Origin of the sequence: Methylorubrum suomiense (genome assembly GCF_022179765.1) — a bacterium.
GTDB classification, from domain to species: Bacteria; Pseudomonadota; Alphaproteobacteria; order Rhizobiales; family Beijerinckiaceae; genus Methylobacterium; species Methylobacterium suomiense.
Map to the genome: position 1 here is coordinate 229,293 of NZ_BPRE01000002.1, position 20,480 is coordinate 249,772.

Sequence of the window (20,480 nt, forward strand, 5' to 3'; positions counted from 1 at the left end):
GCGTTAGAGGCGTGGACATGACGAGGAAGGAAGCCTTCGTCCCGCAATGGGCGACGCACCCCGGGGAACACCTTGCGGAGTACATCGATGAGCGCGGCTGGTCGCAGGCCGAGTTCGCTCGCCTGGCCGGCCTGACGCCGAAGCTCGTCAGCACGATCATCAACGGCACGAACCCTGTCACGCCGGAGACGGCTCTTCGGCTGGAGCATGTCCTCGGCTTGAAGGCATACATCTGGACGGGGCTGCAGGCCGAGTGGGACCTGTTCCAGGCCCGGGAGCGGGAGCGGGAGAGCGCCGAGCGGCAGGCCGATTGGCTGAAGCAGTTCCCGGTGAAGGAGTTGAAGGCATGCGGCCGGCTGCCCGACACGCGCGACATCGGCAGCCTGTTCGGCGAGATGCTGACGATGCTCGGCATTGGCACCGCGCAGGCCTACGACGCCAGGATCGGGTCGCTGGCGGTACATCATCGCCGGGCGCGTTCCGCGACGGCTTCCCCGCACCACATGTACTGCTGGCTGATGCTCGGGGAGGAGCAGGCCCGGAAGCGCGAGCTTCCGGCCTACGACGGCGAACGGTTTCTTCGGAGTTGCGCCGAGATCAGGTCGCTGACGGTGCATGGTCCGGACGTCTTCGAGCCGCGCATGCTGGAGCTTTGCCATTCAGCAGGCGTCGCCCTGGTGTTCCAGAAGCCCTTGAGCAAGACCTGCGTCTTCGGCTCGGCACGGTGGATGAACGACGAGCGGCCGCTGATCCAGATGTCGCTGCGCATGAAGAGCAACGACCATTTCTGGTGGACCTTCTTCCACGAGGCCGCGCACATCGTCCTGCACCGCGGGAAGAACTTCGTCGACGACCAGAACGGCGAGGGCGATGGGGTGGAGGCCGAGGCCGATGCCTGGGCCGAGGAGGTATTGGTCGGTCGGGAGCGGATCGAGTCCTTCGCCACGACATGTCCCTCAACTAGGCAGGAGGTCACCGCCTTCGCCGAGGAGGTCGGCTTGCACCCGGGCATCGTGGTCGGCATGCTGCAGCATCGCCACGCCGTACCCTTCAATCACCTCAACGACTTAAAGGTGCGTTTCGCGTGGGCGGACGAGGTTGCGCCGGCCTGACTGACGCGACCCGGCGACGTCGCCGAGGCTTAAGCTCGTCGATGGTGCGGGTCCGTGGCGTGCATGTAACCGGCAAGGTGCAGCGCTGCACTACGGCGTCGGGAAGGATGCTGACCCTGGCCCTGAACGGGTCGACCATCGGCACCGTGGCTTTCGCGGCCAGCACGGCCGTGGCCACGTTCACGACGACGAGCGGGATACCCTACCTCTTCGACCAGGGCGACGTCTTGACCCTCACGGCGCTCGCGACCCAGGACGCGGGCCTCGCTGACCTCGTCGGCTTTATCGCCCTGCAGTGAGGGCGGCGGCCGCCGGGGTTTCGAAAAATCCCGGCGGATTTCCGTTCTGATCTTCCGTTACTTAGTGCTGATGTGGCGTTATCGGGTGAGGCGGTAACGGGGCGCTACACAGGGCATACGAACGCTAGTCTCAGGCTGTGCTGTCGCCGGGAGAATTCGTACGCGTCCGGGGCTGACGCCATCCACAGGCGCCCAGGGTCTCGGTAACCACGACCGAACGAGGCCTCTGGACATCGATTCGGGGATCCCGATCTCCTGGGCGTATCCCAGCGACAGGAGGCCGCCCCGATGACGTACCACACCTCCGCCCACCAGGTTGCCGACACCTTCGCCACCGCCCTGACCGGCGGCGCCCTGGCGCTCGGGTCGATCCTCATCCAGCAGCAGCAGGCCCGCAACGCGGTCCGTCGCGAGGCCGCCGCGATCCGCGCGGTCGCCGGGCGCATGGCGTACCGCCGCGTGATGGCCGCCCACTACGCCGAGCAGGAGGCCAAAGCCATCGTCGATGCCCGCGCCGCCAGGTTCGCCCGGCAGCGGCAGCAGGCCATCGTCGAGGCGCGCCGGGCCGTCCTGGCTGGTTGATGCCATCACGTGCTGAGATGTGCGAAAAAGTGTGCGGCCCGTGAGAGTCAACCCCCTAAATGCAAGATAGACGTCGATCACGTCGTTTTGAACAAGAAGAATCCCGCCCTGGGGTGACCGAGGCGGGTTTCGTCGTTTCGGGATGGGGCGTTCAGGCCGGGAAGGCGGGCGGCCCCTCGTCGAGGACATCGTCGAAGATCGCCCTGATCCATCCGTTCTTCTCCATTTCGGCCCTGGCCGCCTCGGCGGCGGCGGCGGCCTTCTGGCCCTCCATGGCTGCGAACTCGGATGGCGACAGCGGCTTGGGCAGGCCCTGCAGGACGCGCTCGCCGAGGAGATGCTCGCCGATGTAGCGGGGCTCGTGCGCAATCAGGCTGGCGCGCTCCTTGGGCGACAGGCCGTCGAGATAGGCTGCGGCGGCCCGGTCGAGAATGCCCGGCGGGATCTCGCTGTCGACGCTGGGGTAGAGATGCTCCGCCGCGGCCAGCCCCCACTGCTCCGAGACCGGCAGCGCGTCGAACGTCGGCGGCGCCGCCGGGGCGGGCTCGGCGGCCTCCGCCTCGAACGCGGCCTCGGCCTCGGCGATGGGATCGTGCGGCGCCAGGGCCGAGCGGACCGCGCGCCAGACAAGGCGGCCGCCCTCAATGACCGGCACCAGCGTGACGCGCCCCAGCGCGGACAGCGCCCGGGCGATTGCCGCAAGAATTCCCTTCATCGTCCCCTCCTGGATTGACCTCCCGATAGTGCCGCGCGGGCATGCATACGACACGTCCGCGCCCTCGGTACGTCACGCCACCCCAAGGGAGACGGCCTCGGCATACGTCACGGCGCGGAGCCATACGTACCGGTCGGCGGCCTTGGTGCAGAGGGCGACGTGCTCCTGGCCGTACAGGCCGTAGACGACGTCGGCCTCGAAGCTGTGCCCGGGCTCGCGGCGAAACCGTCGGGGCGTCTCCGTCAGTCCCGTGGCGCGAATCCGGCGCTGCCACGCGCGCCGACCGGTCCCGGCGGGATCGATCCGGTCCCCCGCCTCGATGAACGAGATTTCGACCATCGCCCCGTCGGCGCCGGCGACGTACGCGCGGTGCGGCACGCGTCCGGACCCGGGGGCGACGACGACGACGGTCCCGGGCGCGAGCTCGTAGTGGGCGCGGGGATAGGCCTCCTCGTACCGGCCACGCCGGACCCGCTCCTCGGTCCTATCCACAGGGGAAAGGCGCCTCCCGAGGGCTACGCAGTCCTCCACCAGGATCGCCTCGCAGGCCTTCTCCCAGGCGGGAATGACAAGGACCGGGGACGCTATCCTTGAAGGACCGGGCACGCCGTTCTTCGCCGCCTCGCAGGCAATCATCATGTAATCCTTCGAAAGTCGAAGCATCAGGCTCGGGAACGATTTGCACACAGAAGGCCATTGTGTGTGCAGATTGTTCCCGATGCTGATTTTCTCCTCCGTCCTCTTGAGAGAGATAATTGAAGCGCTTACGCTTTAGCGCGTAAATAGCCAACGGAGGCGCCGGTGACGGCTGAGGACGTGAGGGAGCTGCTACGGCAGCGCGTGGAGGCTGAGGGGAGCGCGAATGCGTGGGCGCGCCTCAACCGGGTGTCCCACGCGTACGTGCTGGACACGATGGCGCGACGCCGGGCTCCGGGCCCGGCGATCCTCCACGCGCTTGGCATCGAGAAGGACGAGGCGACTTACCGCTTCAAGGAGGCCGCCCATGGCTGACAAGTGGACTAGCGGCCTCCGGGAACTCGATGCGCGCCAGACGCGGCAGCGCCTTGCCATGCTCATGGACGAGTGTCGATTCGTGTCCCAGGGCTTGGAGATCGCGCAGGGCGAGGGCCTGCGCGATCAGGTGACGTCGACCGAGCTCGCCCTGCTCAGGGCCGCCAAGGGCGAGATCGAGCGCTTGGCCGGCATGCTCGCCGAGTTCAAGAGCGGCCCGCCGCCGGCGCCCGCGCCCTACGACGCCTTTGCCGCCGCCCGGGCCCGCGCCGAGGCTAAGGCCGCCTCTGGAGAGGACGCGCCCGCGCCGGCGACGGAACCAGCACCGGCCCCGGTCGCCCCGTCCCGCCAGCAGATGCCGGTGCGCGGGGCCCGCCTGCCGCGCCTCCTCCCCGGGAGGCCTGCATCAGCAAGGGCACGCCAAGCGAAGGGCCCATGGCGGTCTACAAGGCGCCCGATCCGGTAGCCGCTGCGCGCCTCGTCGAGACCCACGGCATGGATGGGGCGGCCGGACGCTACTACTGGCTCAGCCGCGACGCGGTGGTGAAGATCGTCCAGCACGGTCGCGAGATCCTGCGCGGGCAATCGGGCCAACCCATCCCGGCCCGGGGCAAGCGCCGGACGACGACGCCCGAGGCGGAGGACGCCGCGGTCGCCGCCGCCCTCCGGCTGGGCTCCGTGCATCGGGCAGCCCGGGAGACCGGGTACCAGCACACGTTCATCCTGACGCTCCTCCGGGAGCGCGGCATCCCCGTACCCCGCCTCAGCCGCGAGGAGCGCATCGCCGCCGTCAAGGCCGGCCAGGCGCGCGTCGCAGCCGCCGCCGAAACCCCCACCGCCACCGAGAGGGCAGCATGACCGACATCACCACCAAGGCCCGCGGTTTCATCGCCGGCGAGATCGCCGCCTCGGGCACACGCCCGGCCGCCGACGTCGCCAGCGGCATCCTCGCCCGCCTGCAGCGCCAGGGCCTCGCCGTCGTCGACGCCAGCCAGGCGCAGGCCGTTAGCGCGCTCGCCGGGCTCGATGCCATCCTCGACCTGCGCGGCGCCGCGGGGGACGAGGAGCTCGTCCGGGAATGGGCCGGCCAGATGGGCATGGACGACCCGTCAGGCCTGATGGCCGCCCTCGTCGCGGTCCGCGAGGTCCTCGACGGCCCGCGGAACGCCGAGCTCGTCGCCTCCTACCACGCCGCCTGATCCACCCTTCCCGCAACCCCGGTTTACCCAGGAGCGCCCCATGCGGCGCGAGATCACCACCACCCCCTACCAGCCCCACCGCTGGGTCGACGAGCTCCCCGACACCGCTTTGGCCAACTACGGCGTCTGGCGCGACCAGGCCTTCCGCTGCGAGGGCGACGCGCAGGGGCTGGCCTACCGGCTCGATACCCACGTCTTCGGTTGCGACAACCGGGGCGCCCGCATCGCCGAGCTTTGGCCCGCCGACAAGCTGTTCGAGGACCTCGCCGTCGGCATCTTCCGCACCGAGACCGACAAGCTCCGGCGCAAGGCCCTCGTCGCGATCTTCGGTTCCGCCGCCGAGCAGGACGTCTGGGACCTCATCCAGGACTGCGTCGAATTGCCGGGCACGCCCGAGGGGGCCTACGACCTGCAGGATCGCATCTGCGCCCGCATCGACCACGGCACGTTCAACGACGCCGACCTTGCGTGGGTCCAGGCCGCGGCCGCGCGGCAGGTCACCGACGAGGACCTGCTCGGCATGCACCCGTTCGACGGCGACCAGGGCGACGCGAAGAAGCTCTCCCGCCGGGTCGTGCGCGGCCGCCGGGACCACCGCTGCCACTGGACCAGCCTGACCATCCCGGCCGGCGAACCGCGCCTCGTGATCAAGGAGGTCATGGACGGCGAGTTCATCGCCACCCGGCACTCGCGCGTGGCGGCCTGGTTCGATGTCTACGCCTTCAACGGCAGCCTCGCCGAGATGCTGAAGCGTGACGAGGCGCCCCTCGCCGCCGCGGCCTGAGGGCCTCCGTCGCGCGCCAGGCGGCAGTGGCGCTCTTCCACCACCCCCAGCAACCCCGGTTTCAGGAGCGCCACCGTGCGCCAGCTCAACCTCAACGCCATCGGCGCCTCGGCCATCTACAAGGCCGTGTCCGAGTTCACCCTTTTCGAAACCGCCCCGGAGCGCACAGACCGCATCCTCGCCGCCTTGGCCAAGGCCGACCTCGTCATCGTGCCGAAGATGCGCGGCAACCCAGACGCCGTCCGCGAGGCGGTCCGGACCGGCAACTGGTCCGCCGTCTCGGAGCGCGATCTCCTGGCTTGGCGTGACGCGCCCCGCGAGGAGGAGACCGCTCCCGTCGCAGAGGGGTCCGAACGCGACAAGCCCTTCCCGACCGGCCGCGTCCTCGAAGTGGTCTACGCCAAGCCTGACGGCACCACCGAGACCGTCCGGCACACCGAGTTCATGCGGCAGGGGGGCCTCTCCTTCGACCCGCCTTCCGTCGTCGGGATGAGAGCCTTGGAGGTCCGGGTTTCGGGCGCGACGGAGACCGTGGCGCTGGTGCCTGGCAACACGTTCGAGCTCCCGCCCGGCACGGAGATCCGGGCCGCCGACGCCGCGGCCCCGGAGCCCGAGCGGGACTACTCTGGCCTGCGTGAGAACGGCGCCGACGACCTCGCGGCCCGGTACGGCTGTCGCGTCGAGATCGTCGGCATGGACGACGCCGACATGCCCCTGACGGACGAGGGCATCGTCGGCGACCCGCAGTACGTCGTCGTCACGGAGCGCGCGACCGGTCGCCATGTCGCGCTCGTTGAGGCGTGGGAGACCGAAGACGGCGATCCGATTGTGCCAAAGCGGTGGCTCGAAATCGTGCTGGGGGCCTGGGACGCGGCGCGCGACCCGCAGCAGGCCGCCTGAGGCATCGCCCTCCGTCGCGCGCCAGGCGGCAGTGGCGCACCCCCGATTCCTCCCCTCCACCCCGGTTTCTCAGGAGCGCCATAGTGCGCCAGACCAGCTACGACAAGCTTGTGGCCAGGACAGCCATCCAGAACGCGTACGAGGCATCCAAAGGGGACAAGGGCCCCGAGGCACTCGTGAGGTTCGCTTTCACTGTCGAGAAGCACCTCCACGACGCCGGCTTCGAGATCGTGCGGAAGCCGGAGCCGGCCTCGGGCCCTGGCATCCTCGGCGCGAAGGAGACCCCGTGGCCCGAGGGCGGCTTGTCGGAGGACGAGACCGGCTACAGCAAAGCCCTCGCCATGCTGCGCGGCTCCCGCATTCCCGGCGTCGCACAGGTCGCGGTGGCGCTCGGCGAGGCAAGCCCGAACGGGCCCGAGGGCAACATCTGGAAAGTGCTCGACCAGCGCTATGCCACGACTCGACTTGGGCGCGGCCTGTTCACGGAGGAGTCCATCCGTCGCGACGTGATGGAGGTGCGGGACGGGATGCTCCGCGTTCGACCGGGCTCGCCCATCGCGCTGTTGTTCGCGGATCTCGACACACTCATGCAACGGGGCGGCAAGCCCATGAAGCTGGAGCCGCGCGCTGGCGCCGTCCGGGACCTCATCGAGGCGCATCGGCTGATCGCGGACGCCACGGACATCCTCGGTCACGACGCCGTCGACGAGATCCTCAACAACCTCGCCGATCCGGTTCGCGGGGAGGCCGCCTGATGCGCGCCGCCCTCGCCCTCGTCGCAGGAGGCCCCGGGCGGGTCTCCATCAGCGCGGCCGCCATCGTGGCCATCGCCTTCGTCCTGGCCGGGCACGGCTGGGACCTCGCCCGCGCGGCTTGGCACGCCTCGCTGTTCGTCTCCGGCTTCGTCGGCGTCTGGGCCGTCCTGGCGCTGATCGCGCAGGCCGCCGGCGTCGCCGACGACACCACCCCTTCCTCAACCGCCGCCAAGGAGGCGTCCCATGATTGACCTGCAGTCCATCGTCCGCCTCGCCATCCGCTCGTCCGAGCAGACCGCCCACCCGAAGATCGAGGCCATCAAGTGGCTCCGGCGCGCCCTCGGCGTCGGGCTGAAGGAGGCCAAGGACATGGTCGAGGACGCCTACATGTGCGGCCCCGTCCGGTTCGCCGAGAAGCACGCCCACATCGTCGGGGTGCAGGACACCTGCCCGAACCGCCCGCTGGAGAACCTGGAGAAGGACGAGCATGCCGAGATGGAGGCTGCCCGCGCCCGTATCCGGGTCCTGGCCGCCGCGGTCGGCATGAAGGCGGAGGTCCTGCTCCAGCCGGCCTACCTGACCCCAGAGCAGCGCACCCGGAATTGCCGCATCGAGGCACGGGCCCGGGACCTCTACGAGGCGGGCCGGAAGCGGGTGAGCGGGCGCCCGGGATGGGACCATCTCGACCCGAACTGCCCCTACGACATGGGCATGCGGAACCACGCCTTGACCGAGGCCAAGCGCGAGCTCGGCGAGGCCGCTTAAGCTCGATCCGTAGTTCTGATCATCCGTTACACTGTGCTGATCTCGCGTTACACTCGATGAATGCGCAATTTATTCTGACGAATGCTTGACCTGTGCCATGGCCGGGGGCATATTCCGGTCATGGGCAGGTACAGCCTCCCATCAGCAGGAGCATCCTAATGAACGCTTACACCGACATCAGCCCCGCAGCCGTCACCGCCGCCTTCGAGTGCGCGCGCGGCTCCTACCAGCGCGCCGTTCTCAACGGCACCGAGGCCTGGTCCGGCTCGACGCTGACCGGCCGCGCCGCCCGCTACGGTTCTAAGTACCGGACCAGCCGCGAGGAGCTCCTCGCCCGCCTCGAAGCGCATCCCGACCTCGCCGTCGAGGAGCGCTTGGCCCGCCGCCGGACCGTCGCCATCGTCACCCGCCAGGAGGCCGAGGCCGCCGGCGGCGCCTACGCCCACATCGAGGCCGAGGCGGAGCGCCAGCGCATCGAGCAGGAGCAGGCCGATGACGAGGCCCAGCGGCTCGCCTTCCTCCAGCGTCTGGAGGATCACCGCCTCGACATGCTCGCCCTCGCCGAGATCTGACGCCACCACCAGCCGGGGCAATCGCCCCGGCCTCTCGCGGGCCACCTCATGGGGCGTCCCGCCAGGGGCCGGATTCCTTCTCCCCCTCGGGCCGGCATGAGCCGCCCGCCACCGACACCGCAGGAGCATCCTCGATGCGTCAGTCTCTCCGTCCCGCGTCCTCGCGGCGCCCCCTCCGCGAGGACGAGGCCGGCCCCGCCCGGACCCGTTCCGAGAACGTCGCTCACTACCTGGCCCTGGTGCTCGGTGAGCCCGAGGTCCACATCTGCCGCCCCGTCGATCCCCGGACGCAGGAGCCGATGCACGAGGACCTCGCCATGGAGGTCTGGGCCCGGTCGCACGACGAGGCCCGCATCATCTGGCAGCAGGCGGTCCTCGCCGACCACTTCGACGCCATCCCCGACGGCGCGCTGTATCTCCTCGTCGAGACCACCCCGCTGGAGACCGTCCCGACCGGCCGGCGCAAGCCCCTGCCGGCGAACAGGTCCGGCTATCACGTCGACCTGCTCAACCTTGCGTTCCTCGCGGAGCTGGAGCCCGAGGTCGTCCGCGCCCGCAGCCTCGGCATCTAAGGAGCCCCGCCATGATCGTCGCCGAGATCCCCGCCCGCTACCGCGTCCCCGCCGTCGAGAGCGTCCAGCACGCCCTTCGCGACGCCGTCACCATCGAGGACGCTCGCGCCCGCGTCGCGCAGTTCGACCTGGCCACCGGCCGCCCCCGGCCCGCCTGGTACCGCGAGGAGCGCCCCGACGATGCCCACGGCGCCACGCTCGTCAGCGGCGCCGTCCTGGCCTGGGGTCGATTCGCCCCGTTCGAGCCGTGGGAGTTGTTCCTGTGGTTGGATGCCGACCGCGGCACGGTCGTATGGCGGGAGAAGCTTTGATGACGCCGCGCGAGATGCTGGCCCGCGCCGGCGAGGCCCTGACGGGCGACGACAACTGGGCGAAGGCGCTGGCCCGGGCCCTGGGGGCCCACCATCCGGACGGCCCCCGCGAGACCATCGACCCGAGGTCCGTCAGCCGGTGGCGCACGGGCGCGATGGAGATCCTGCCCTGGGCCATCGAGGCTCTGCCGGCCATCCTCCAGGACCACGCGGACGCCCTTGAGACCGAGGCCGGCCACCTGCATGACGCCGCCGACGACGCGATGGTGGCGGCGTACGAGATCGAGCAGGGGCTCCGGGGGCCACGCCCCTGATAGCCAGAGAGATGGATAGGCGAAGGGCCCCCGGGATGACCGGGGGCCCTTCTCGTTTCAGGCCTGGGCCTCGCGCTCAGCGGCCCGCCAGCGCTCCTCGGGCTGATCGGGCGTCGCCTCCATCCGGGCGATGACGTCCTCCAGCCGGGCCGTCGCGTAGCCCCAGACGTCGACGCCGACGTCGCACGACTGCGACGTCCCGGGGAGCGTCCCGTGCGTGTGGCCGTGGACGTGCAGGACGCCTCGGAACGACCCCGGCCAGGCCCTGAGAGGGTAGTGGTCGCAGACGACGCGGCGGCCCGCGGCATGGACGGTCAGCCGCTCCTGGACGCTCTCCCAGGGGAGCGAAGTCACGCGGGGGCGGTCGTGGTTGCCGACCACGAGATGCTTATGCCCGGGGAGCGCCGCGAAGATCTCGGCGACCCTCTCGGGCGTGTGCCCCCACTCGAAGTCGCCGATATGGACGACGGTGTCGGTGGGGCGGACGCGCGAGACCCAGGCCTCGATGATGAGGGCGTCCATCTCGGCGACGTCGCGGAACGGCCGGCAGGATTGAGCAATGCTCCCCGCGTGGCCGAAATGGCTGTCTGCGGTCAGCCAGACCTGCCCCTTGGGCGGCGTCAGGTTGCGGTGGTGCGTGAGGGGAGCGTTGGTCTTCATCAGGGCAGCCTCCGTGGAAGGGGGGCTGCGCGCGCGGCGTCACGCCCCCGGGATGGTCGGTCTCGTCGGTTTGGGGGCTATTCGGCGTTTCACGGGTGCCTCTCGGTCGCGGTGTGGGACCAGGGATCGCAGCTCCAGATTCGACCCGTCAAGCGGGGTCGTGCGGCAGGGTTAACGGAAAGCCTGGGCGGGGGCGGCCGCTGCAAAAGCTTCACCCGGCCGGGCCGTCTGGTGAGGGTTGTGCAGCCCCGGGCACGTCGCGGTCCGGAGGGCGCCGGCTCCCGAGGTCGGCGAACCGCGCCCGGCACCAGGGCACGTACTGCGACGGCCCCCGCTTGCCCCAGGCCTTGGGCCACCGGCACGACACCAGTGCCAGCAGGACGTCCTCCTGGCTCGCCCGCGGTCCAAGGCGGGCGATCAGCCTCTCGGTGTCGTAGGAGCCCTGGCGCCGGGGGCACCAGGGGCAGACGATGACGACCCGCCGGTAGGGGAACGCCCCCAGCGTGCGCGGCACCTCCATCCGTCCCTCCGTTGACCCGATCCGTCCGTTCCCTATCTGTTCTCATAGGCGGAGGGGTCAATGCCAAGCTGGGACGACATCGCGGCTGCGGCCGCCGGGGACGAGCGGGACGCGCTGCGGAGGGCGATGGCGGAGGACCTGGAGACGGCCGCTGCGCGCCGGGGCGGGCCGGGATTCCTCCGCGCCGAGCGCCCGGCCGATCTGGCGAGGGCGCTCGGGCGGGACCGGCGCGGACGCCGGCTGCGGCGGCTGGCCGGTTAGGCGGCGATCTTCCGGGGGCGACCGGGGTTGCGCTTGGCGGGCTTGCGCTTCGGGCGCGCCCGCGGCGCCGGCAACGGCTGCAGGGCAAGCGATGCCCGCTCCCGCTCGACCTCGGCCAGCAGCGCGTCGCACCACAGCGCCATGCCCTCGGCCTTGAGCGCGATCCGCTGCGCGGTGTCGTAGTGCAGCCGCGTCACCGACGCCGTCTGCTCCCGCAGGTCCTTCGCCCCCGCGATCTCGTGGTCGAGGATGGCCGAGGCGGCGCCGCCGAGCCTCCGGTTGACGAGGAACTCGGTGATGCTCCTTCTGACGTCATGAAGCGTCCACTTGCGGATGCCGTGCTCCGTCAGGAGGTCCGGGATAGGCTCCTCCGGGGAGACCCGCTTCGGATCGGGCTGCTTATGGCGCTTGCCGGCAAGGCGGAAGAGGACCTGGTTCATCGACCCGGCGCTCGCGTGGCCCGCGCCCCGCTTTGGCGGGAAAAGCCACCTGTTCGACTTGGCGCGGGCGGGCGCGAGCAGGCCTTCGAGCTCTCGCCAGGCCGCGGGGGGCAGCGGCAGGACGTGCTGGCGCCGCGACTTCATCTGCGGCCCCTGCCACGTCACCGCGACCCAATCGCCTCCCGGGACTCCGGCGTCCTGCGAGATGTGGCCGACCTGATCGAGCTCCGTCTTGGCGACCTGGCCCGTGCGCTGGCCCGTGAGGACAGTGAACCACAGCAACCCGAGCGTGCCGGCCGACGTCCCGTGCTCCGTCTGCCCGAGGGAGCGGTGGCGCTCGGCCAGGGCGAGGGTGCGGGCGAGCTCCGTCAACGTCGGCGTGTGCTTGCGCTTCCCGGACTTGTACTCGACGTGCCATTGCTCGCGCCACATCGGCCACTTCTCCTCGGCCCTGGCCAGGCCGCTCTTGCCGCTGTGCGTCCGCCAAGTCCAATCGAAGGCGTCCCGGGCCTGGTTCACGCACCGCGCGGCGGTCGACAGGGAATAGTTGGCGATGATCTCGTCCCTGATCTCCTGCAACCTCTCGACGCTGATGGTGCAGACCAGCATTCCCTCCAAGCATGCGTAGCCGGGGTGCCGCAGGTACTTGGCGTACTTGGGTAGATAGCTCGCCTCGACCTTGGTCGCCTTGTAGTCGAGGAACTCCTCGATCATGTCCTCCCAGAACCACGGCCCGTTCCGGCGCCGGATCATGCTCGGCACCGGCGGCGGCTCCGAGCGGTCCGGGAAGGCGACGTCGCCGACGACTTCGAGGTCGCCGCCGGTCCGCGCCATGATGTTATGGAAGACCGACATCTCGAACTTCATGTTGTCGCCCTGCCGCAGGCCGACCTTCGCCTTCTCGGCGGCGAACCGGGCCTGGGTGACGTCGAGAAGGTGGTAGGCGCCCAGCTTCACCGTGTCAGTCCTGGTGCGCAGGTACCAGGTCAGGGCCTGGGGCGTGAGGCGCAGCGTCAGCCCGCGCTCCTCCGTGTCGCCCCATTCCATGCCCCGGCCAGGGACCTTGCCGTCCAGCAGCATCCGCTCGGCCTTGTTCACGTGGTTCTTCGTCAGCTTCACCGTCTCGCGCGTGTAGCCCCGCTTGGCCTTCGTCGTCGCCCCCGCCGCCATTCCCGTCCCCCGCGATACAACACCGATACAACGCGGGTCCCGAGAGACCCCGCAAGCCCGGCGTAGGCCGAAAGGCGGGAAAACCCCAATGGATTCAATGGGTGGTTAACGACCGATGGCCGGCGCCCGGCGGGGGCGTTAGGTGGTCAACAAGCCTTCCAAGCTGAATACGAGGGTTCGATTCCCTTCACCCGCTCCATTCCGCCTTTGTGATCCTCGCGTCGGCCCATCCCGTTCGGCCGCAGAACGCGATTCAAGGGACGCAAACCCCAGTAGCTGCGAAACGACTTAGAGCAGCAAGTCGCGGGCCTGCGCTTCGGTTCGGACCGTATCGAGCAGGGCGCGCGAGGCGATGAGCCTGCGGTCCAGCATCGGATCGGTCAGCCGATCGATGAAGATCGGTGCGGTCCCGCGGGCCTCCCGCGTCCGCTTCTCGAGATCGTAGCGCAGGGCGCGCAGATACGGGATGCCCATCGGGCCGAGGCGGTCGAGGGCCGGACCGAGTTCCGAGAGAAAGTCCCGCGAGAGGCCCGCGAGCCCGACCTGAGCGCTCGCGTAGGCTCCGATCAGGCTGTGCGCGCGCCCGACCGCTTCCTGGGGAAAGGGGGTTCGGAACATGATCGAACGGATCCCGCAAGCGACGGGGACTCTGGAGCAACGCGCGGAATCACGGCCGGTTCGAGCCGAACCGTTCCGGCATGCGAAGTCGGCCGAATGATTGGCGGAACCTTCGGTCTTGTGCGTTGCATTGTTGACACCCGCTTTCGGCGATGCCAGTCCGCCGCACCTTGAGCCGCCGGGGCGCCCGCCTCGGACCGGCGAGTGACGGCAGGGGCGACGGAGCGTCATGACGCGGGCCTTCATCTTTCCGGGGCAGGGCAGCCAAGCTGTCGGCATGGGCAAGGCGCTCGCCGAGACCTCCCCGGCCGCGCGCGCGGTCTTCGAGGAGGTCGACGAGGCGCTCGGCCAGAACCTTTCCCGTCTGATGTTCGAAGGCCCCGCCGACGAGCTGACCCTCACCGCCAATGCCCAGCCGGCGCTGATGGCGGCGAGCCTCGCGGTCCTGCGCACGCTCGAAGCCGAGCGCGGCCTCGACCTCGCCCGCGACGCGGCCTTCGTCGCCGGCCACTCGCTCGGCGAATATTCGGCCCTCGCCGCTGCCGGCGCGTTTTCCATCGCCGACGCTGCCCGCCTTCTGCGCATCCGCGGACAGGCGATGCAGAAGGCGGTCGCACCCGGCATCGGTGCCATGGCCGCCCTGCTCGGACCCGATCTCGAGACCGCCCGCACCATCGCCGAGGAAGCTGCCGAAGGGATGGTCTGCGGCGTCGCCAACGACAACGGCGCCGGCCAAGTCGTGCTGTCGGGCCACAAGGAAGCGGTGGATCGGGCGATGGCGCTGGCGCAGTCCCGCGGTGTGCGCCGGGCCGTGCTCCTCAACGTTTCCGCCCCGTTCCACTGCGCCCTGATGGCCCCCGCGGCCGAGACCATGAAGGCGGCACTCGCCGACGTGGCGCTGAAGGCCCCGATCGTGCCGGTCTATGCCAACGTCACCGCCGGCCCGCTGACCGAGCCGGCGGCGATCCGCGAAGCCTTGGTGGTTCAGGTCACTGGTACCGTGCGCTGGAGCGAGAGCGTCGCCGCCATGGCGGAGGCGGGCGTCGACCGTTTCTATGAACTCGGCGCCGGCAAGGTGCTGAGCGGCCTCGTCAAGCGGATCGCGCCGGGCGCCACGGCAAGCGCCGTCGGCACGCCCGACGATGTCGCCGCCTACGCCTGATCAAATCCCGAGGGGAGCCCCATGTTCGACCTCACCGGCCGCAAGGCCCTTGTCACCGGCGCGACCGGCGGGCTCGGCGGCGCCATCGCCCGGGCCCTGCATGCCCAGGGAGCGCATGTCGCCCTGTCCGGCACGCGCAAAGCGGTGCTCGACGAACTCGCGGCGGAACTCGGTGGCGAGCGCGTTGCCGTGGTGGAGGCGAATCTCGCCGACAAGGATGCGGTCGAGGCGTTGCTTCCCGCGGCCGAATCGGCCCTCGGCGGGCTCGACATTCTGGTCAACAATGCCGGCATCACCCGCGACAACCTCTTCATGCGGATGAAGGACGAGGAGTGGGAGGCGGTTCTCAACGTCAACCTCACCGCCGCCTTTCGGCTGTCGCGCGCCGCGCTTCGGGGCATGATGAAGCGCCGCCATGGCCGCATTATCGGTATCGGTTCGGTCGTCGGTGCCACCGGCAATCCGGGCCAGGGCAATTACGCGGCGGCGAAGGCGGGCCTCGTCGGCATGACCAAGGCCCTCGCGGCCGAGGTGGCCACCCGCAACATCACCGTGAATTGCATCGCGCCGGGCTTCATCGCATCGGCCATGACCGATGCGCTCAACGAGAAGCAGCGCGAGACCATCCTGACCCGCGTGCCCGCCGGCCGTCTCGGCACGGGTGCAGAGATCGGCGCCGCCGCCGTCTACTTGGCGTCGGACGAAGCGGCCTACGTCACCGGTCAGACCCTCCACGTCAACGGTGGTATGGCCATGTATTGAGCGCGTCCACAGACATGGTTTCTGACCAAGAAACCACGCCTCTGAACGCTTTCTGAACCGCCACTCGCCAGCGCAGAAACCCTGTGTTAACACCCGGCTCAGCCGTGCAGGGGAGTTGACGGTTCAGCGGGTTGCGGCTTTCCAAACCACGCGTGATCGAACAACGGCCGTTCTTTAAAAATCCCCCAAGCGGGAAGGCGGCCACGGCGCTTTCGTCAAAGCACACACCACCACGATCGAGAAGACGAGGACCAACAACGATGAGCGATATCGCCGAGCGCGTGAAGAAGATCGTCGTCGAGCACCTGGGCGTCGAGCCGGAGAAGGTCACCGAGGCCTCCAACTTCATCGACGATCTCGGCGCCGACAGCCTCGACACTGTCGAGCTGGTGATGGCGTTCGAGGAGGAGTTCAACGTCGAGATCCCGGACGACGCCGCCGAGACCATTCAGACGGTCGGCGACGCGATCAAGTTCCTGGAGAAGAACTCGGCCTGATCAGGCGTCCTCGTGCGGGCGGGGTCTTTCGACCCCGCACGCCGATTCCATTTGAGGCAACGGAGCCCCGGCCGCAGGGCCGGGTCAGCGGATCGATCGGGAACGTGCGATGCGTCGGGTGGTGATTACGGGGCTGGGCATGGTCACGCCGTTGGGAGGCGGCGTCGAACACACCTGGAGCCGGCTCATCGCCGGCGATAGCGGCGCGTCCCAGGTTGCGTCCTTCCAGACCGACGACCTCGCCTGCCGCATTGCCTGCACGCTGCCCTTCGGCGACGGCACCAACGGCACCTACAATCCCGATCAGTGGATGGAGGTGAAGGAGCAGCGCAAGGTCGATCCGTTCATCGTCTACGCCATGGCCGCCGCCGGCCAAGCGCTCGACGACGCCGATTGGCACCCGAAATCGGACAGGGACCAGGAAGCCACCGGCGTCCTGATCGGCTCTGGCATCGGCGGCATCGGCACCATCTACGACGCCTCCGTCACCCTCCACGAGAAGGGTCCGCGGCGCATCTCACCGTTCTTCATTCCGGGCCGCATCATCAACCTCGCCTCGGGCCAGGTTTCGATCCAGCACGGGCTCAAGGGCCCGAACCACGCGGTCGTCACCGCCTGCTCCACTGGCGCGCATGCCATCGGCGACGCCTCGCGGCTGATCGCCCTGGGCGATGCCGACGTCATGGTGGCCGGCGGCACCGAGGCTCCCGTGAACCGGCTCTCCCTCGCGGGATTTGCCGCCTGCCGGGCGCTCTCCACCGGCTTCAACGACCAGCCGACCAAGGCTTCGCGCCCCTACGACCGTGACCGTGACGGCTTCGTCATGGGCGAGGGCGCCGGCGTCGTCGTGCTGGAGGAATACGAGCACGCCAAGGCTCGCGGCGCGAAGATCTACGCCGAGGTGATCGGCTACGGCCTGTCGGGCGATGCCTATCACATCACCTCGCCCGCCCCGGACGGCGACGGCGGCTTCCGCTGCATGACGGCGGCGGTGAAGCGGGCCGGCATCCACCCGTCCGAGATCGATTACATCAACGCCCACGGCACCTCGACGCCGCTCGGCGACGAGCTCGAGCTGAAGGCGGTCGAGCGGCTCCTCGGCGACGCCGCCTCGAAGGCCTCGATGTCCTCGACCAAATCCGCCATCGGCCATCTGCTCGGGGCCGCCGGCGCGGTGGAGGCGATCTTCTCCGTCCTGGCGATCCGCGACGGCGTGATGCCGCCGACGCTGAATCTCGACAATCCCTCGGTGGAAACGGCCATCGACCTGATTCCGCACGAGGCCAAGCGCAAGCGTGTCGATACCGTCCTGTCGAACTCCTTCGGCTTCGGCGGCACCAACGCGTCGCTGCTGATGCGCCGGGTGGACTGAGCGCGCGAGCGGGCTTCGGGCCCGCTTTCGTGGGCGCGGTCGCCGCGTTAACGCCATTTCGCCACAAAACAGCATAAGGGTCCGGCTCGACACGCGCGGCCGGCCGTGAGCTTCATTGGCTCCCGGATGTCCGGCGACGATCCCGAAACGGGGTCGCGTGCGACTCGCAGCAGGGTCCCGATGTTCCGCAGACGACAAGCGCCGCCCTCGCCGCCGCCCGCCCAGGACGAGCCGTCGCTGCCCAACCGCCTGTCTCCGCTCAGCCCGAGCGAGGCACTGAAGCCCACGGTCGCTCCGCCCCCGCCCGAAAAGCCCGAGCGCCGTCGCGGCGGGCTTCTGTCCGCGGTGAGCGGCTTCCTGACCTTGGCCGTAATCGCTGCCTTGGGCGCGATGGTGGTGGTCACGCTGTTCAATCGGCAGGCCGGCGAGCCCGGCCCCCTCCAGGCCGACAAGGTCGTGGTGATCCCGAGCCGCAGCGGCACCTCCGAGATCGCGCAGCTTCTCGCCCGCGAGGGCGTGATCGAGCATCCGAACCTGTTCGAGTTGGCCGCGCGCTTCGGTGGCAAGGGTCCGCTCAAGCATGGTGAATACGTCTTCAAGGCCCATGCCAGTGTTCGCGACGCGATCGACACCCTGGCGAATGGTCGGCAGGTCCAGCACGCCATCACGTTCCCCGAGGGGCTGACCTCGGAGCAGATCGTGGGAAGGCTCAACGAGAACGATGTCCTGTCCGGCGAAATTTCCGAGACGCCGCCGGAAGGCTCCCTTCTGCCCGACACCTACAAGTTCGAGCGCGGTGCCACCCGCCAACAGATCGTCAATCTCATGCGCGCCAAGCAGCGCGAGGTGCTGAATCAGATCTGGCAGCGCCGCAGTCCCGACGTGCCGGTCAAGACACCGGCCGAGATGGTGACGTTGGCCTCCATCGTCGAGAAGGAGACGGGGCGCGCCGACGAGCGCCCGCGGGTGGCCGGCGTCTTCGTCAATCGCCTGATGAAGCGGATGAAGCTGCAATCCGACCCGACTATCGTCTACGGCCTCGTCGGGGGGCGCGGCACTTTGGGCCGCGGTATTCTCCGTTCGGAGATCGACCGTCCGACGCCCTACAACACCTACGTGATCGAGGGCCTGCCGCCGGGGCCGATCGCCAATCCGGGCCGGGCGGCCTTAGAAGCGGTCGCCAATCCGTCGCGCACCAAGGACCTCTACTTCGTCGCCGACGGCACCGGCGGCCATGCCTTCGCCGATTCGCTGGAGGGTCACCAGCGCAACGTGACGCGCTGGCGGCAGGTGGAGCGCGCGCGCCAGCAGGCGCCGCAGCCGGATGCGGGCAGCGTCGACAAGGTCGATCCGAACAGCGCCGAGCCGAATGCGAACCAGCCGGCGGGGACGCCCGGTCGCGCCTCGGCCTATGCGCCGCCGGGCACCAATTCGGCGTTCGCCCTCGACGGCGCGACCGTCGACGGCAACAACGGCGGCCAGCGCTCGAAGGCCTTCGATGCGTCCGAGGGCACGCGCCTCGATCCCCTGCGCAACAAGACTTACGATCTCGGTTCGCCCAAGACCGTACCGGTTCTGCGCAATCCGTGAGCAAACCCTTCGCGTGACGCCGGCCTCGTTACGGTGGCAGCTCCCTCAGCCGAATTGCTCGCGCAGGATGCGCTCTTCGAGGCTATGACCGGGGTCGTGCAGCAGGACGAGGCTGGTGGCATGGTCGAGCCAAGTTTCGACGGTGCAGACCCGGCGAAACTCCGTGTGGTCGGCGACGGCCGCCACGGGACGGTAGGTGGCGTCGATCACGTCGATGCGCACCCGCGCGTGGTTCGGGAGAAGGGCTCCGCGCCAGCGCCGGGGGCGGAAGGCTGAGATCGGCGTCAGAGCCATGAGCTGGGCGTTCAGCGGCAGGATCGGCCCACCGACGGAGAGATTGTAGGCGGTCGATCCCGCCGGAGTCGCCGCCAGGATACCGTCGGCAATGAGTTCGGGCAGGCGGACATGGTCGTCCACCGAGACCTTGAGCTTGGCCGTCTGGTGCGTCTGGCGCAGCATGTAGACTTCGTTGATCGCCCGCGCCGTATGGCTGCGCCCCTCGGTATCGGTCGCCACCATGGTCATGGGGTGGATCGTCGAGCGCTTGGTCGCCTCCAGCCGCTCCAGCAGGGCGTCTTCCCGAAATTCGTTCATGAGGAAGCCGACCGTGCCGCGATTCATGCCGTAGATCGGCTTCGGGTCGTTCATGAATCGGTGGAGGACCTGCAGCATCAGGCCGTCGCCACCGAGAGCCACGACCACATCGGCCTCCTCCGGCGGAACGTGGTCGTAGCGGCGCATGAGCGCCTCGGCCGCCTCCCGCGCTTCCGGCGTGGGGCTCGCCACGAAGGCGATCCGTGAAAAGCGCCGCGGCATCGGTTCGGTCAGCCCCGTTGACGGATACAGGCCGCACCGGCTCCACTGGGGATCCGGATGGCGCACTGCTAGGCGCCGACCTGCTGTAGGAGAGCCATAGCATGGAGCGACCGCTCCTCGTCTACACGACCTTTCCCGATGCCGCGACGGCGCTCTCCATCGGCGAAGCCTTGGTACGCGCCCGCTTGGTGGCCTGCGTGAACGTGTTGCCCGACATGCAGTCGGTCTATTCCTGGAAGGGAACGGTCGAGCGGGCGACGGAGGTCGTCGCCATTCTCAAAAGTCGCGAAGGGCTGGCGGAGGCACTCGGAGTGGCTCTCAAGGAGCGCCATCCCTACGAGACGCCGATCATCCTCCATTTGCCGGTCGCGGGCGCCGACCCGGACACCGCGGCCTGGATTCGGGAGGAGACATCCGACCGGACATGAGAAGGGCGCGGCCCTCAGCGGCGCCGCGCCCTCGACGATCCAGCAGTGAGACGGCTTAGCCGGCGACGATCGCCGTGGCCGTGCGCGGCCGCCCGGCGATGCTGGCCTCGTAACGTTCGGCTTGCAGCCGGGTGAGGCCAGAAACGAGGGCGAGGGCACCGCGATAGACCGTGTAGGTGCCGTCCTGGGTTGGTTTCACGCGTATATGCTCGGACATGGGACCACTCCCTGCCTGGGGCTGAACTTCGAACGCGTCGGAACGGAGACCACGTTAATCAGTCATTCTCAACTTG

At 69.3% G+C, this 20,480-nt stretch carries 30 protein-coding genes; 23 read left to right on the forward strand and 7 right to left on the reverse strand.

What is annotated here, in order from left to right; translation table 11 throughout:
* Positions 1-17: 17 nt before the first annotated feature.
* The 3 genes from MFF26_RS04395 (at position 18) to MFF26_RS04405 (ending at position 1,993) form a co-directional block, all read left to right on the forward strand.
* Positions 18-1,112 carry a HigA family addiction module antitoxin gene (locus MFF26_RS04395; RefSeq protein ID WP_238307619.1) on the forward strand — a complete coding sequence of 365 codons (1,095 nt, stop codon included), beginning with the start codon at positions 18-20 and terminating at the stop codon, positions 1,110-1,112.
* A gap of 107 nt (positions 1,113-1,219) precedes the next feature.
* Positions 1,220-1,411: a hypothetical protein gene (locus tag MFF26_RS04400; RefSeq protein ID WP_238307620.1), complete on the forward strand. Its 192-nt coding sequence runs from the start codon at positions 1,220-1,222 to the stop codon at positions 1,409-1,411.
* 288 nt (positions 1,412-1,699) lie between these two features.
* A complete protein-coding gene (locus tag MFF26_RS04405; protein WP_238307621.1) occupies positions 1,700-1,993 on the forward strand; it encodes a hypothetical protein in 294 nt (97 codons plus the stop codon).
* Between the two features lie 151 nt (positions 1,994-2,144).
* On the opposite strand, the gene MFF26_RS04410 is transcribed toward MFF26_RS04405, so the two are convergent.
* The gene (locus MFF26_RS04410) at positions 2,145-2,708 is read right to left on the reverse strand and encodes a hypothetical protein (protein WP_238307622.1); all 564 of its coding nucleotides are present in this window, start codon (positions 2,706-2,708) and stop codon (positions 2,145-2,147) included.
* A 72-nt stretch (positions 2,709-2,780) separates the two neighbouring features.
* Positions 2,781-3,371 carry a hypothetical protein gene (locus tag MFF26_RS04415; protein ID WP_238307623.1) on the reverse strand — a complete coding sequence of 197 codons (591 nt, stop codon included), beginning with the start codon at positions 3,369-3,371 and terminating at the stop codon, positions 2,781-2,783.
* A gap of 153 nt (positions 3,372-3,524) precedes the next feature.
* On the opposite strand from MFF26_RS04415, the gene MFF26_RS04420 reads away from it, so the two are divergent.
* The 13 genes from MFF26_RS04420 to MFF26_RS04480 all read left to right on the forward strand — a co-directional run bounded on the left by MFF26_RS04420 (position 3,525) and on the right by MFF26_RS04480 (position 9,891).
* On the forward strand, positions 3,525-3,719 hold the full coding sequence (locus MFF26_RS04420) for a hypothetical protein (RefSeq protein WP_238307625.1): 195 nt from the start codon (positions 3,525-3,527) through the stop codon (positions 3,717-3,719).
* Entirely contained in the window at positions 3,712-4,185 is a 474-nt protein-coding gene (locus tag MFF26_RS04425) for a hypothetical protein (RefSeq protein ID WP_238307627.1), read from the forward strand. Before MFF26_RS04420 ends, MFF26_RS04425 begins: the two co-directional genes overlap by 8 nt.
* Positions 4,155-4,577, forward strand: coding sequence for a hypothetical protein (locus tag MFF26_RS04430; protein ID WP_238307628.1), 423 nt, complete (start codon positions 4,155-4,157; stop codon positions 4,575-4,577). The genes MFF26_RS04425 and MFF26_RS04430 overlap by 31 nt, the downstream gene beginning before the upstream one ends.
* Positions 4,574-4,918 carry a hypothetical protein gene (locus tag MFF26_RS04435; RefSeq protein ID WP_238307629.1) on the forward strand — a complete coding sequence of 115 codons (345 nt, stop codon included), beginning with the start codon at positions 4,574-4,576 and terminating at the stop codon, positions 4,916-4,918. The genes MFF26_RS04430 and MFF26_RS04435 overlap by 4 nt, the downstream gene beginning before the upstream one ends.
* 40 nt (positions 4,919-4,958) lie before the next feature.
* A complete protein-coding gene (locus MFF26_RS04440; protein ID WP_238307631.1) occupies positions 4,959-5,702 on the forward strand; it encodes a hypothetical protein in 744 nt (247 codons plus the stop codon).
* A 75-nt stretch (positions 5,703-5,777) separates the two neighbouring features.
* Entirely contained in the window at positions 5,778-6,602 is an 825-nt protein-coding gene (locus tag MFF26_RS04445; protein WP_238307633.1) for a hypothetical protein, read from the forward strand.
* A 176-nt stretch (positions 6,603-6,778) separates the two neighbouring features.
* Entirely contained in the window at positions 6,779-7,357 is a 579-nt protein-coding gene (locus tag MFF26_RS04450; protein WP_238307635.1) for a hypothetical protein, read from the forward strand.
* Entirely contained in the window at positions 7,357-7,608 is a 252-nt protein-coding gene (locus tag MFF26_RS04455) for a hypothetical protein (protein WP_238307636.1), read from the forward strand. The genes MFF26_RS04450 and MFF26_RS04455 overlap by 1 nt, the downstream gene beginning before the upstream one ends.
* Positions 7,601-8,122 (forward strand): ribosomal protein L7/L12, encoded by a 522-nt coding sequence (locus MFF26_RS04460; protein WP_238307637.1) that lies wholly within the window; start codon positions 7,601-7,603, stop codon positions 8,120-8,122. Before MFF26_RS04455 ends, MFF26_RS04460 begins: the two co-directional genes overlap by 8 nt.
* Before the next feature lie 158 nt (positions 8,123-8,280).
* Positions 8,281-8,694 carry a hypothetical protein gene (locus tag MFF26_RS04465; RefSeq protein ID WP_238307638.1) on the forward strand — a complete coding sequence of 138 codons (414 nt, stop codon included), beginning with the start codon at positions 8,281-8,283 and terminating at the stop codon, positions 8,692-8,694.
* A 134-nt stretch (positions 8,695-8,828) separates the two neighbouring features.
* On the forward strand, positions 8,829-9,266 hold the full coding sequence (locus MFF26_RS04470; RefSeq protein WP_238307639.1) for a hypothetical protein: 438 nt from the start codon (positions 8,829-8,831) through the stop codon (positions 9,264-9,266).
* A gap of 11 nt (positions 9,267-9,277) precedes the next feature.
* Positions 9,278-9,577 (forward strand): hypothetical protein, encoded by a 300-nt coding sequence (locus tag MFF26_RS04475; protein WP_238307641.1) that lies wholly within the window; start codon positions 9,278-9,280, stop codon positions 9,575-9,577.
* Positions 9,577-9,891, forward strand: a complete 315-nt coding sequence (locus tag MFF26_RS04480) for a hypothetical protein (RefSeq protein ID WP_238307713.1) — start codon at positions 9,577-9,579, stop codon at positions 9,889-9,891. The genes MFF26_RS04475 and MFF26_RS04480 overlap by 1 nt, the downstream gene beginning before the upstream one ends.
* A 57-nt stretch (positions 9,892-9,948) precedes the next feature.
* Here MFF26_RS04480 and MFF26_RS04485 read toward each other — a convergent pair whose 3' ends face one another.
* Positions 9,949-10,551, reverse strand: coding sequence for a metallophosphoesterase (locus tag MFF26_RS04485; RefSeq protein ID WP_238307642.1), 603 nt, complete (start codon positions 10,549-10,551; stop codon positions 9,949-9,951).
* 580 nt (positions 10,552-11,131) lie between these two features.
* On the opposite strand from MFF26_RS04485, the gene MFF26_RS04490 reads away from it, so the two are divergent.
* Positions 11,132-11,332 carry a hypothetical protein gene (locus MFF26_RS04490; RefSeq protein ID WP_238307643.1) on the forward strand — a complete coding sequence of 67 codons (201 nt, stop codon included), beginning with the start codon at positions 11,132-11,134 and terminating at the stop codon, positions 11,330-11,332.
* On the opposite strand, the gene MFF26_RS04495 is transcribed toward MFF26_RS04490, so the two are convergent.
* Both MFF26_RS04495 and MFF26_RS04500 read right to left on the reverse strand, forming a co-directional pair.
* Positions 11,329-12,942, reverse strand: coding sequence for an integrase arm-type DNA-binding domain-containing protein (locus MFF26_RS04495; protein WP_238307645.1), 1,614 nt, complete (start codon positions 12,940-12,942; stop codon positions 11,329-11,331). The genes MFF26_RS04490 and MFF26_RS04495 overlap by 4 nt on opposite strands.
* A gap of 288 nt (positions 12,943-13,230) precedes the next feature.
* Complete coding sequence (locus MFF26_RS04500) at positions 13,231-13,560, reverse strand: hypothetical protein (RefSeq protein ID WP_137830150.1); 330 nt, start codon at positions 13,558-13,560, stop codon at positions 13,231-13,233.
* Positions 13,561-13,789: 229 nt separating this feature from the next.
* On the opposite strand from MFF26_RS04500, the gene fabD reads away from it, so the two are divergent.
* From fabD to mltG, 5 genes are all read left to right on the forward strand, one after another.
* On the forward strand, positions 13,790-14,722 hold the full coding sequence (fabD, locus tag MFF26_RS04505) for an ACP S-malonyltransferase (RefSeq protein WP_137830151.1): 933 nt from the start codon (positions 13,790-13,792) through the stop codon (positions 14,720-14,722).
* Positions 14,723-14,743: 21 nt separating this feature from the next.
* Entirely contained in the window at positions 14,744-15,484 is a 741-nt protein-coding gene (fabG, locus tag MFF26_RS04510; RefSeq protein WP_137830152.1) for a 3-oxoacyl-[acyl-carrier-protein] reductase, read from the forward strand.
* Between the two features lie 260 nt (positions 15,485-15,744).
* Complete coding sequence (locus MFF26_RS04515) at positions 15,745-15,981, forward strand: acyl carrier protein (RefSeq protein ID WP_003599981.1); 237 nt, start codon at positions 15,745-15,747, stop codon at positions 15,979-15,981.
* Positions 15,982-16,090: 109 nt separating this feature from the next.
* Positions 16,091-17,353 (forward strand): beta-ketoacyl-ACP synthase II, encoded by a 1,263-nt coding sequence (gene fabF, locus MFF26_RS04520; protein ID WP_137830153.1) that lies wholly within the window; start codon positions 16,091-16,093, stop codon positions 17,351-17,353.
* A gap of 180 nt (positions 17,354-17,533) precedes the next feature.
* A complete protein-coding gene (mltG, locus tag MFF26_RS04525) occupies positions 17,534-18,943 on the forward strand; it encodes an endolytic transglycosylase MltG (RefSeq protein ID WP_137830154.1) in 1,410 nt (469 codons plus the stop codon).
* Positions 18,944-18,988: 45 nt separating this feature from the next.
* On the opposite strand, the gene MFF26_RS04530 is transcribed toward mltG, so the two are convergent.
* On the reverse strand, positions 18,989-19,759 hold the full coding sequence (locus MFF26_RS04530) for an NAD kinase (protein WP_137830155.1): 771 nt from the start codon (positions 19,757-19,759) through the stop codon (positions 18,989-18,991).
* A gap of 101 nt (positions 19,760-19,860) precedes the next feature.
* Here MFF26_RS04530 and cutA point away from each other — a divergent pair, with 101 nt between their 5' ends.
* Positions 19,861-20,187, forward strand: a complete 327-nt coding sequence (gene cutA / locus MFF26_RS04535) for a divalent-cation tolerance protein CutA (RefSeq protein WP_137830156.1) — start codon at positions 19,861-19,863, stop codon at positions 20,185-20,187.
* 55 nt (positions 20,188-20,242) lie between these two features.
* Here cutA and MFF26_RS04540 read toward each other — a convergent pair whose 3' ends face one another.
* Positions 20,243-20,404, reverse strand: coding sequence for a hypothetical protein (locus MFF26_RS04540; RefSeq protein ID WP_238307646.1), 162 nt, complete (start codon positions 20,402-20,404; stop codon positions 20,243-20,245).
* Positions 20,405-20,480 lie beyond the last annotated feature (76 nt).

Bases quoted from the DNA above. Each gene is read 5' to 3' on its own strand.
- MFF26_RS04470 (WP_238307639.1), top strand. From the start codon at position 8,829: ATGCGTCAGTCTCTCCGTCCCGCGTCCTCGCGGCGCCCCCTCCGCGAG.
- MFF26_RS04455 (WP_238307636.1), top strand. From the start codon at position 7,357: ATGCGCGCCGCCCTCGCCCTCGTCGCAGGAGGCCCCGGGCGGGTCTCC.
- MFF26_RS04540 (WP_238307646.1), bottom strand. From the start codon at position 20,404: ATGTCCGAGCATATACGCGTGAAACCAACCCAGGACGGCACCTACACG.
- MFF26_RS04530 (WP_137830155.1), bottom strand. From the start codon at position 19,759: ATGCCGCGGCGCTTTTCACGGATCGCCTTCGTGGCGAGCCCCACGCCG.
- MFF26_RS04490 (WP_238307643.1), top strand. From the start codon at position 11,132: ATGCCAAGCTGGGACGACATCGCGGCTGCGGCCGCCGGGGACGAGCGG.
- MFF26_RS04410 (WP_238307622.1), bottom strand. From the start codon at position 2,708: ATGAAGGGAATTCTTGCGGCAATCGCCCGGGCGCTGTCCGCGCTGGGG.
- mltG (WP_137830154.1), top strand. From the start codon at position 17,534: ATGTTCCGCAGACGACAAGCGCCGCCCTCGCCGCCGCCCGCCCAGGAC.
- MFF26_RS04415 (WP_238307623.1), bottom strand. From the start codon at position 3,371: ATGCTTCGACTTTCGAAGGATTACATGATGATTGCCTGCGAGGCGGCG.
- MFF26_RS04500 (WP_137830150.1), bottom strand. From the start codon at position 13,560: ATGTTCCGAACCCCCTTTCCCCAGGAAGCGGTCGGGCGCGCGCACAGC.
- MFF26_RS04430 (WP_238307628.1), top strand. From the start codon at position 4,155: ATGGCGGTCTACAAGGCGCCCGATCCGGTAGCCGCTGCGCGCCTCGTC.
- MFF26_RS04460 (WP_238307637.1), top strand. From the start codon at position 7,601: ATGATTGACCTGCAGTCCATCGTCCGCCTCGCCATCCGCTCGTCCGAG.
- MFF26_RS04425 (WP_238307627.1), top strand. From the start codon at position 3,712: ATGGCTGACAAGTGGACTAGCGGCCTCCGGGAACTCGATGCGCGCCAG.
- MFF26_RS04475 (WP_238307641.1), top strand. From the start codon at position 9,278: ATGATCGTCGCCGAGATCCCCGCCCGCTACCGCGTCCCCGCCGTCGAG.
- MFF26_RS04465 (WP_238307638.1), top strand. From the start codon at position 8,281: ATGAACGCTTACACCGACATCAGCCCCGCAGCCGTCACCGCCGCCTTC.
- MFF26_RS04440 (WP_238307631.1), top strand. From the start codon at position 4,959: ATGCGGCGCGAGATCACCACCACCCCCTACCAGCCCCACCGCTGGGTC.
- fabD (WP_137830151.1), top strand. From the start codon at position 13,790: ATGACGCGGGCCTTCATCTTTCCGGGGCAGGGCAGCCAAGCTGTCGGC.
- MFF26_RS04435 (WP_238307629.1), top strand. From the start codon at position 4,574: ATGACCGACATCACCACCAAGGCCCGCGGTTTCATCGCCGGCGAGATC.
- fabF (WP_137830153.1), top strand. From the start codon at position 16,091: ATGCGTCGGGTGGTGATTACGGGGCTGGGCATGGTCACGCCGTTGGGA.
- MFF26_RS04405 (WP_238307621.1), top strand. From the start codon at position 1,700: ATGACGTACCACACCTCCGCCCACCAGGTTGCCGACACCTTCGCCACC.
- MFF26_RS04400 (WP_238307620.1), top strand. From the start codon at position 1,220: ATGCTGACCCTGGCCCTGAACGGGTCGACCATCGGCACCGTGGCTTTC.
- cutA (WP_137830156.1), top strand. From the start codon at position 19,861: ATGGAGCGACCGCTCCTCGTCTACACGACCTTTCCCGATGCCGCGACG.
- fabG (WP_137830152.1), top strand. From the start codon at position 14,744: ATGTTCGACCTCACCGGCCGCAAGGCCCTTGTCACCGGCGCGACCGGC.
- MFF26_RS04395 (WP_238307619.1), top strand. From the start codon at position 18: ATGACGAGGAAGGAAGCCTTCGTCCCGCAATGGGCGACGCACCCCGGG.
- MFF26_RS04480 (WP_238307713.1), top strand. From the start codon at position 9,577: ATGACGCCGCGCGAGATGCTGGCCCGCGCCGGCGAGGCCCTGACGGGC.
- MFF26_RS04495 (WP_238307645.1), bottom strand. From the start codon at position 12,942: ATGGCGGCGGGGGCGACGACGAAGGCCAAGCGGGGCTACACGCGCGAG.
- MFF26_RS04485 (WP_238307642.1), bottom strand. From the start codon at position 10,551: ATGAAGACCAACGCTCCCCTCACGCACCACCGCAACCTGACGCCGCCC.
- MFF26_RS04515 (WP_003599981.1), top strand. From the start codon at position 15,745: ATGAGCGATATCGCCGAGCGCGTGAAGAAGATCGTCGTCGAGCACCTG.